This window comes from Martelella sp. AMO21009 (assembly GCF_053484295.1).
This window is the reverse complement of record NZ_JBAKFR010000010.1, coordinates 123,301-132,831: the sequence shown is the minus strand read 5'-3', so window position 1 is coordinate 132,831 and position 9,531 is coordinate 123,301. Positions and strand designations below refer to the sequence as shown.

Genomic DNA, 9,531 nt, shown 5'->3' with positions numbered 1-9,531 from the left:
GTCGCTGTCGCGACATCTCTCCCCTCCGGGGCGAGAAGATTGGGGGGCTATGCGGGGAGACCATATGCGATACTCTGCCCTCAAGGGGGGAGATTAATGGCTGCGGCGCCGTGCGCAGCACTTTCGCCCAGATCGCGGCACTTCTACCGCCCAATTTCCGCCCCGCCTCATTGTCTCTTGCGCGCAAGCCCCCATATCCACCCCGAATGCCGGTGACGGCCGGCCAGAATGGGGACTTGCATTGGATTTCGTATACATCGCGCTCGGGCTCGTCGGGCTTTACTTCGGGGCGGAATGGCTGGTTTCAGGCGCGGTCGCGACGGCGCGGCGGATGGGGATATCGCCGCTGGTGGCCTCGCTGATCATCGTCGGCTTCGGTACCTCGCTGCCCGAGCTTCTGGTTTCCGTGCGCGCCGCGCTCACCGGTGCGCCGGGCATCGCACTTGGCAATGTGGTCGGCTCCAACATCGCCAATATATTGCTGATCGTCGGCGCGGCAGCGGTGATCTTTCCGATTTCCGGCTGGGACAGGAATGTCCGCCGTGATGCCATCGCCATGACGGGCGCCTCCGTCTTCCTGCTGTTCCTGGTGCAATATGATGTGATCGGGCGGGTGGCCGGCCTCGTGCTTCTGGCGCTACTCGCGCTGTTCCTCTTCCGGACCTACCGCTTCGCCGTCGCCACCGAGACAAAGCCCGAACTGCCGGCCGATGGCGCGATGCCGGTGTGGAAGATGGCGGTGCTGATCGTCGCCGGGCTCATCCTGCTGATCATCGGCGCGGAGTTGCTGATCCGCGGCGCGACCGAGCTTGCCGCCCATTTCGGCATATCCGACGCGGTGGTGGGGCTCACCGTCGTGGCGCTCGGCACCAGCCTGCCGGAGCTCGCCACCGCCGTCGTGGCCGCCCTCAAGCGCCATTCCGATGTCGCGATCGGCAATGTCACCGGCTCCTGCATCTTCAACGTGCTCTGCATCATCGGCGCCACCGCCGTGATCGCGCCGCTCCCCGTGCCGGAAGGCTTCGCGACCTTCGACGTGCCGGTGATGCTGGCCGCGACCGTGTTCTTCGCGCTGATGCTGTTCTTCGCCCCGAAATTCCACCGGGCGACGGGAGCGGCGATGCTGGCGGTCTATGCGGGCTATATCTGGGCGCTTGTGTAGCCTTGTGTAGCGCGCCCCGCCCTCACGTCGCGCCTTGCTAAACATGACAATAATAGTCATATTAAAGCGATGAACAAACGACCAGAACCGAAGCGCTTCGAGGTCCTCTCGACCGCGCAACTCACCCCGAACATGCGACGCGTAACCATCGGCGGCTCCGCCATGGCGCAGTTTCCACCCCACCAGGACGGCGGCTATGTAAAGCTGATGCTGCCAGGCGCCGGTGAAAAGCCGATGGTGCGCACCTACACGATCCGCCGCCAGACGGCGGACGCCCTCGACATCGATTTCGCGCTCCACGGCGATCACGGCAGCGGCGGACCGGCCGTGTCATGGGCGCAGGACGTGAAGCCCGGCGAGACGATCACCGTCGGCGGACGGGGCCCGGCCAAGCCGCTTGCGCCCGGCGCCGACTGGTATCTCATCGCCGGCGACATGACCGCGCTGCCCGCCATCGCCGTCAATCTGGAGGCGCTCTCCGATGATGCAGTCGGCGACGCGGTGATCGAGATCCAGAGCGAAGCGGACCGCCAGGACCTCCCCCACCCCGAAGGCGTCACCCTGCACTGGCTCATCAACCCCGAACCCGGCCATCACCCGCAAAAATTCGAAACCTTCGTCCGCGCCCTGCCCTGGCGAAACGGCCGCGTCTACGCCTGGTGCGCCGCCGAGTTCGAAACCATGCGGCGTGTGCGGACGTATCTCAGGCAGGAACGCGGGCTTGGGCCGGATCAGCTCTATATTTCCAGCTACTGGAAACAGGGGCTTGGTGAGGATCAGCACCGGGTGGTGAAAAGAGCGGATGCGGAGACGGCAACGTCCTGAGACAGGTCGCGTCGCTTAATGGAGCTGGATGTCGGATGCCGCCGCGTGCAATACCGCAATTGGCAATGTCACCGGCTCCAGCATCTAACTAATGCGCCAATGAAGTGATAGCACCGTAGCGCATACCGCAGGCATTGCAATCCACGATGCGCCGGTGATGCTGGCGTCTTGCGCCGGGGATACCTGAGCTTTGGTGTAGTGGCTGAGGAAGATACATTCCGTGTGATTGAATCTAGCTAATTTCGAAGCGGAATGTCTGAGATATGGATCATTTCGTAAGGCTCTGCGATCTTCTTCTCCGCTAGAACGCTCCCTATCGCCTCCTTTATCTCAACCGGGAATTGCGTAGGTCCAACGATAACACGATCCAAAAGTTCGGGAATCTCTATTCCCAATAAATTTTGCTCTGGTATATTCTTCAATGGAATTTTAAATATCTTTTGAGGCACGCCGTTAAAAGTAAATATACCGGGTGTGATGTGAGCCGATTCAACGAAACTTGGGCTGTAAATGATGCGCCACTCACGCTCCTCCGCAAAACCTGGATGTTTAGTGCAAAGCATTGCCATCCTGAACACTTCGAAGATGCGAGCGAGCAATTGCTGCTCTCCTAGTTCAAGAATAATATTAAGGTGTTCTTCGAAGCCGTTCAGAACCTCTTCAAAGTGCCTACCAAATTGCTCTTCGTTGAGATATGCAACCGGAGATGTATAGGCATTTAGTGCATCGTTCGGAGCAAGAAGCGGTTTGCTTTTAACAATAAGGGCTACGCCAGCGGAACCCCCATAGGCCCTCCACATAGATAATCGTCCAATCTGATCGTCAGAAGGATCGTGCTCGGAAATACATGAGATGTAGGTGTTATTCCGAAAGCTGGGAAGCCAAGCATTAAAGCGATCTTCGATATTGCTGGCAAAATTTGGAAAGGCAGCCTCAAAGATCGACTGGAAGCGGTCTTTGTGTTCAGCATATGCGCGGGCTAGGCATGCAAAGCCGTGCTCCAATTCCATAAAATCATTCATGCAGGTGGATTTGCGCATCCAGACCTCTTCGTTTCCAATAATCTTCAACGCGGTATCGGCACTGGTGTAATGTGCAAAACGCGCTTCACTCATAAGAGCGGTTACAGTCTTCTCGAAGGCAAAGGGGTGGAATATTTTGAAAAGAGATAGATCTTGCTCGTCTAAGCCGGGTATTACGTTCGCCTGCATCGAATCGCCTCATTAATATGATATTGAAGAACATAGCACCCTACCTTGGGGCTCGCGGTGTTCAACCGAGATCACCGATGTGTAGTCCTAAAAGAAGTGTACGCCACACTTCTAACCAATCTCCCTTGCATTCCGCCCGAAAATCCGTATAAGCCGCTCATCCAAAGGTCCGGTCTTCAGGCTGGTGGCTGAACGGAGGGCTGTTTTCGCTGTGGCGGAAATGCCTGGCGCGGTAAAAGCGCCTGCCTCCCGTGTCGCCGCTCTCGACCGTCTCGTCTAACGCTTTTCTTGCCGGGGTTCCCCCTCAGGAGCAGTCGTTGAGGCTTAGCCGCCGAAGTCCGGGTCCTGGAAACGCAAGAAAGGCAAATATCAATGGCACTTTACGAACACGTGTTCCTGGCCCGCCAGGACATCACGGCCCAGCAGGTTGACGCCATCGTCGAGCAGTACAAGGGACTGATCGAGGAAAACGGCGGCAAGGTCGGCCGTATCGAGAACTGGGGCCTGAAGTCCCTCACCTACCGCATCAAGAAGAACCGCAAGGCGCATTACGCGCTGATGGACATCGATGCCCCGGCTGCCGCGATCCACGAGATGGAACGCCAGATGCGCATCAATGAAGACATCCTGCGCTACATGACCATCAAGGTCGAAGCGCATGAGGAAGGTCCGTCGGCCATGATGCAGAAGCGCGACCGCGACGACCGTCCCCGCCGTGATGGCGGACGCGACGGCGGCCGTGACAACCGTGGCGGCGACCGCGGCGAACGCCGCCCGCGCTTCTGATCTTGAGATAAAGGATAATTACAATGGTAGCCATCGCTTCTATCCCGACGCGTCGCCCGTTCAACCGCCGTCGCAAGACCTGCCCCTTCTCCGGCGCCAACGCTCCGAAGATCGACTACAAGGACGTGCGTCTCTTGCAGCGCTACATTTCCGAGCGCGGCAAGATCGTGCCCTCGCGCATCACCGCCGTCAGCCAGAAGAAGCAGCGTGAACTGGCCCGCGCCATCAAGCGCGCGCGCTTCCTCGGCCTTCTGCCCTACGTCGTTTCGTAAGGTTTTTGGTGGGCGGGGCGACCCGCCTGCTCTGTCTCGCGTAACGCGCCTTCATGCCCTTTCGCGGGCGGCGCTGCCGTAAGGTCGATCTCCCCCCTTGAGGGGGAGATGCCCGGCAGGGCAGAGAGGGGTGCAGCGCGAGAACCGAAATTCTGAATATGCGGAGAGGGTTCACCCCTCTCTGTCGCTTTCGCGACATCTCTCCCTCAGGGGGAGAGATTGTTGGAGAGCGGCGCTACTGGAGGACGAAAATCCTCCAAAACGGCTCCGGCGCGGTGGGCGCGCAGCAGCCGAAAACATAACCCAGGTTGGGAAACGTGGCTTTCCCTAACTGCTTGAACGGCAGGACAGCGAGATGAAGACGCTCAATGCGAGAACATTGCTGATCGGCGCGCTTTCCGGCGTGGCAGCCTTTGCGCTTGCCTATGCCGCCGGCGTGACCGTGCTGTTTTCGACGCTGCTTGCCGCCGCCTCCGCCCTTCCCATCCTGATTGCCGGCCTCGGCTATGGGCTCCTGCCCGCGATCGTCGGCATCGTGGTTGCCGGCGCGCTGGGTCTCGCGCTCGCCTCGCCCTTCTTCGCGCTCTATACGCTCGCCGTCACGCTGATCCCCGCCGGCTGGCTCAGCCATCTCGGCAATCTTGCGCGCCCGGCCTCCGAGATCGGCGGCCCGGACGGCCAGATGGCCTGGTATCCGCTCGCCGACATCATGATGCATCTGTGCGCCGCCGTGACGCTGGCGCTGATCGTGGTCGGCACGGTCGCGGGCTACGGTCCCGACACCACCGGCCAGGTGATCGACGCCGTCATCGACGCGCTGAACTCCGAGAACCCCGAACTCGCCCTGGAGCCGGCGCTTGTCGCGCAGTACAAGGCGATGTTTGCCGTGCTCCTGCCGATGGTGCAGGGCGCGACCTCGGTGATCCTGCTGTTCGTCGCCTTCCATTTCGCCAGCCGCATCGCCATCGCCTCGGGCCTTTCCAACCGCCCGCGCGAGGATGTGGCCGTGGCGCTGCGCATGAACACCAACGCGATCTTCGTGTTTCTGGCCGCGCTGGTGGTGACGTTCTTCTTCGGCGGCCCGATCGGTCTGGTTGGCGCCGCCTGCCTCGGCGCCTTCGGCGGCGGGTTCCTGCTTGCCGGCCTTGCCCGCATGCATCTTGCCGCCCGCGGCAAGAGCTGGGCCGTGCCGGTGATCATTCTCTCCTACCTCTCTTTGATCTTTACCTTCCCGGCCCTGGTGTTCGTCGTCATGGGCCTTCTCGACACGCGTCGGGCGATCGCTCTTTCACCGGGCGCGCCCACCAACAACAATGATGATGAAAGGAATGAACCATGGACGTAATCCTGCTTGAACGCATCGCCAAGCTTGGCCAAATGGGCGAAACCGTGAAGGTTCGCGACGGCTATGCACGTAACTACCTGCTGCCGACCGGCCGTGCGCTGCGCGCCAACGCCGCCAACAAGGCCCGTTTCGAGGCCGAGCGCGCGGTGCTCGAAGCCCGCAACCTCGAGCGCAAGAACGAAGCCCAGAAGGTTGCCGACGTGCTGGAAGGCAAGTCCTTCATCGCCGTGCGCGCCGCCGGCGAAACCGGCCAGCTCTACGGCTCGGTTGCCGCTCGTGACGTCGTTGAAATCCTCGCCGAAGAGGGCTTCAATGTCGGCCGCAACCAGGTGGAACTGCATGCCCCGATCAAGACCGTCGGCCTGCACAATGTCGCGCTGCACCTGCACGCCGAAGTCGAGATCACCATCGAGCTGAACGTCGCCCGCACCAAGGAAGAAGCCGAGCGCCAGGCCAAGGGTGAAGACCTCACCTCCGCCGACGCGATCTACGGCGTCGACGAGGACGCGCTGCGCCCCGAAGACTTCTTCAACCCGGATGCCGACTACGATCTGGACGACGAAGCCGAAGAAGCCCCGGAAGCCTCCGAGGAAGCCGGCGAAGAAGAAGACAAGTAAGGCTTTTTGCCTTGCCGTATTCAAGTGCCCGGCCTCTCGCGAGGCCGGGCATTTTCTTTCGGAATAGCCCCACGGCTCCAATCTCCCCCCTTGAGGCAGGGGAATCGCATATGGCGTAGCAGCTTGCTCCCAATACTCTCTCCCGCTGGCGGGAGAGATGCCCCGAAAGGGGCAGTGAGGGTGGTGCAGTGCTTCAGATCGTGAGAGCGCTCGCGGTGATAGGCTTCCCCCTCACTGTCGCTGTCGCGACATCTCTCCCCTCCGGGGCGAGAAGATTGGGGGGCTATGCGGAGAGACCATAAGCGATAACCCTGCCCTAGGGGGAGATTGGCCAAGGGCGCTTCCGAGCCAACACATCAGCGCTGCGGGTTGGATCAAACTACCGCATTTGGCTTCAGACGCGCGCGATGTATAATCGCCGTCATCATGTCAAGGCGTTAATGCGACTCAGTACCTGCCGCCGGGCACGTTATTTTTTCGACCTGTGGAAAGCGGGTAGACTGGGGAGCGTTCGACGCGATCGCGGGAATGTCTACGCGACTCAGTGACGATCATCTATGCTTCGCCAAACCAGTCGGGAACCTCCGGAAAGCCACCATGAACGATCTTGCGCCATCCTTCCAAGCCGCCGCACCGCAACGCGAAGCGCCGAACAATCTGGAAGTCGAGCAGGCGCTCCTGGGCGCGATCCTGGTCAACAACTCGGCGTTCTACCGGGTTTCGGACTTTCTGAAGCCCGAGCATTTCTACGAGCCGCTTCACCGCAAGATCTATGAGCTTGCTGGCGATACGATTCGCATGGACAAGATCGCCAACACGATCACGCTCAAGACCCACCTGCCGGCAAACGTGAAGGTCGGCGACCTGACGGTGGCGCAGTATCTGGCGCGCCTTGCGGCGGAAGCCGTGACCATCATCAATGCCGAGGATTATGGCCGCACAATCTATGATCTGGCGATCCGCCGCCAGTTGATCGAGATCGGCGAGGACGTGGTCAATACCGCCTATGAAGCGCCGATTGACATGCCGCCGTCGGAACAGATCGAGGAGACCGAGCGCAAGCTGTTCGCGCTCGCCGAAACCGGCCGCTACGAGGGCGGGTTCCAGACCTTCGAGAACGCGGTATCAATTGCCATCGACATGGCCGGCAAGGCGTTCGAAAGCGACGGCCACCTCTCCGGCATCTCGACCGGCCTTGCCACGCTCGACGCCAAGATGGGCGGGCTGCAGCGCTCCGACCTGATCATCCTTGCCGGCCGTCCCGGCATGGGCAAGACCTCGCTTGCCACCAACATCGCCTGGAACGTCGCCTCGTCCTATGAGCCCGAAGTGCTCCCCGACGGCACGATCGAGGCCAAGCAGGGCGGCGTCGTCGCCTTCTACTCGCTGGAAATGTCCGGCGAGCAGCTCGCCACCCGTATCATTTCCGAGCAGACCGAGGTTTCCTCCTCGAAAATCCGCCGTGGCGATATCACCGAGGCCGACTTCGACAAGCTGGTCGCCTGCTCGCAGACCATGCAGAAGGTGCCGCTCTATATCGACCAGACCGGCGGCATCTCGATCGCCCAGCTTTCCGCGCGCGCGAGGCGGCTGAAGCGCCAGCGCGGCCTCGATCTTCTGGTGGTCGACTATGTGCAGCTCATGACCGGCTCCAAGAAATCCGGCGAGAACCGCGTGCAGGAGGTGACGGAAATCACCACCGGCCTGAAGGCTCTGGGCAAGGAACTCAACGTGCCGATCATCGCGCTCTCCCAGCTCTCCCGTCAGGTGGAAAACCGCGAGGACAAGCGCCCGCAGCTTTCCGACCTTCGCGAATCGGGCTCGATCGAGCAGGACGCCGACGTGGTGCTGTTCGTGTACCGCGAGGAATATTACGTCCAGAATCTCGAGCCGCGCGATCCGGACGATCCCGCCTATGACGAGTGGAAGATGAAATACGACAAGGTGAAGGGCACCGCCGATGTGATCATCGCCAAGCAGCGTCACGGACCCACCGGCACGGCCAACCTCGCCTTCCAGGCGGCCTATACGCGCTTTGCCGATCTGGCGGACCCATCCTATTCAAGTTTTGACGAATAATTCTGTCTCGAACGCGGAAATCGCGCTATACATGCCGTAACAACGCAACGAACGGCAGTTTCATGACTGAATATTCGAATGAATTCATGGAGACCGAGATCGGTTTCGATGCCGCCCCTGCCCGGTTGACGGTCGATCTCTCGGCGATCGTCAGCAACTGGCGGACTATGCGCGCGGCTTCCGGCAGGGCCCGCGCCGGCGCGGTGGTCAAGGCCGATGGCTACGGGCTCGGCATCGAGGATGTCGGCGAGGCGCTCTATGAGGCGGGTGCTGCCGATTTCTTCGTGGCCGTGCCGGAGGAAGGCGCAACGCTCAGGCGGTTTGCGCCAGACGCCCGGATCTTCGTGCTTTCGGGCATGTGGCCCGGCACAGAGGCGGTGTTCTTCGAAAACGGCCTCGTGCCGGTGGTGGCGAGCGAGGAACAGCTCGCCTTCTTCTTCGCCGCGATCGCGGATTATGGCGATTACCCCTGCGCGCTGCAGGTCGACACCGGCTTCAACCGGCTCGGCCTTTCCCATGACGACGCGATGCGGCTTGCCGCCGACGGCGCACGGCCGGCGAGCTTTTCGCCGGTTCTGGTGCTCTCCCACCTCGCCTGCGGCGATGATGCGGCCTCCCCGATGAACCGCGAGCAACTGGCGCGCTTCCGCGATGTCGCAAATGCCTTCGAGGGGATTGAGGCAAGCCTTTCCGCCTCCGCCGGCATCCTGCTCGGCGAGGATTATCATTTCGATCTGACCCGACCGGGCATCGCGCTTTACGGCGGTGATTCGGCGCCGGGCGCTTCGAAACGGCTGAAGCCGGCCGCCACGGCGGAAGCCCGAATCATTCAGACGCGGTTTGCGAAGAAAGGCGAAAATGTCAGCTACGGCGCGACCCAGCAGCTTGATCGCGACAGCAGGCTCGCCATCGTTTCGGCGGGTTATGCCGATGGCTATCTGCGCGCCAAATCGGGCACCGGCGTGCCGCTGCGCGAGGCCGTTCCCTCAGGCGGTATGGGCTTTATCGCCGGGCATCGCGTGCCGATCCTCGGCCGCATCACCATGGATATGACAATTTTCGACATTACCGATCTGCCCGAAGGCGCGGTCAGGGCGGGCGATTACGTCGAGCTCTTCGGCCCCAATATCGCGCTTGACGATGCGGCGGCGGCGGCCGGCACGATCGGGTATGAATTGCTGACCTCCCTTGGCTTGCGCTATAACCGCCGTTATATCCAGCCGGACTGAAACCG

The 9,531-nt window shown here is 61.2% G+C and carries 9 protein-coding genes; 8 read left to right on the top strand and 1 reads right to left on the bottom strand.

The window, feature by feature from the left end:
• The first annotated feature begins 241 nt into the window (after nt 1–241).
• Together V6766_RS13530 and V6766_RS13525 are read left to right on the top strand one after the other, a co-directional pair.
• Nucleotides 242–1,162, top strand: a complete 921-nt coding sequence (locus V6766_RS13530; RefSeq protein ID WP_448467219.1) for a calcium/sodium antiporter — start codon at nt 242–244, stop codon at nt 1,160–1,162.
• A gap of 69 nt (nt 1,163–1,231) precedes the next feature.
• Nucleotides 1,232–1,987 (top strand): siderophore-interacting protein, encoded by a 756-nt coding sequence (locus V6766_RS13525; RefSeq protein WP_448467217.1) that lies wholly within the window; start codon nt 1,232–1,234, stop codon nt 1,985–1,987.
• A 236-nt stretch (nt 1,988–2,223) separates the two neighbouring features.
• Here V6766_RS13525 and V6766_RS13520 read toward each other — a convergent pair whose 3' ends face one another.
• Nucleotides 2,224–3,198 carry a DUF2971 domain-containing protein gene (locus tag V6766_RS13520; protein ID WP_448467215.1) on the bottom strand — a complete coding sequence of 325 codons (975 nt, stop codon included), beginning with the start codon at nt 3,196–3,198 and terminating at the stop codon, nt 2,224–2,226.
• Nucleotides 3,199–3,570: 372 nt separating this feature from the next.
• Between V6766_RS13520 and rpsF the strand changes: the two genes are divergently transcribed.
• The 6 genes from rpsF to alr all read left to right on the top strand — a co-directional run bounded on the left by rpsF (nt 3,571) and on the right by alr (nt 9,526).
• The gene (gene rpsF / locus V6766_RS13515; RefSeq protein WP_230721273.1) at nt 3,571–3,984 is read left to right on the top strand and encodes a 30S ribosomal protein S6; all 414 of its coding nucleotides are present in this window, start codon (nt 3,571–3,573) and stop codon (nt 3,982–3,984) included.
• Between the two features lie 23 nt (nt 3,985–4,007).
• Complete coding sequence (gene rpsR / locus V6766_RS13510) at nt 4,008–4,256, top strand: 30S ribosomal protein S18 (RefSeq protein WP_018062978.1); 249 nt, start codon at nt 4,008–4,010, stop codon at nt 4,254–4,256.
• A gap of 355 nt (nt 4,257–4,611) precedes the next feature.
• A complete protein-coding gene (locus tag V6766_RS13505; RefSeq protein WP_448467213.1) occupies nt 4,612–5,601 on the top strand; it encodes a DUF2232 domain-containing protein in 990 nt (329 codons plus the stop codon).
• Nucleotides 5,592–6,218: a 50S ribosomal protein L9 gene (rplI, locus tag V6766_RS13500; RefSeq protein WP_448467211.1), complete on the top strand. Its 627-nt coding sequence runs from the start codon at nt 5,592–5,594 to the stop codon at nt 6,216–6,218. The genes V6766_RS13505 and rplI overlap by 10 nt, the downstream gene beginning before the upstream one ends.
• Nucleotides 6,219–6,815: 597 nt before the next feature.
• Nucleotides 6,816–8,297, top strand: a complete 1,482-nt coding sequence (locus V6766_RS13495) for a replicative DNA helicase (protein ID WP_448429103.1) — start codon at nt 6,816–6,818, stop codon at nt 8,295–8,297.
• Between the two features lie 62 nt (nt 8,298–8,359).
• Nucleotides 8,360–9,526 (top strand): alanine racemase, encoded by a 1,167-nt coding sequence (gene alr, locus V6766_RS13490; protein WP_448467209.1) that lies wholly within the window; start codon nt 8,360–8,362, stop codon nt 9,524–9,526.
• Nucleotides 9,527–9,531 lie beyond the last annotated feature (5 nt).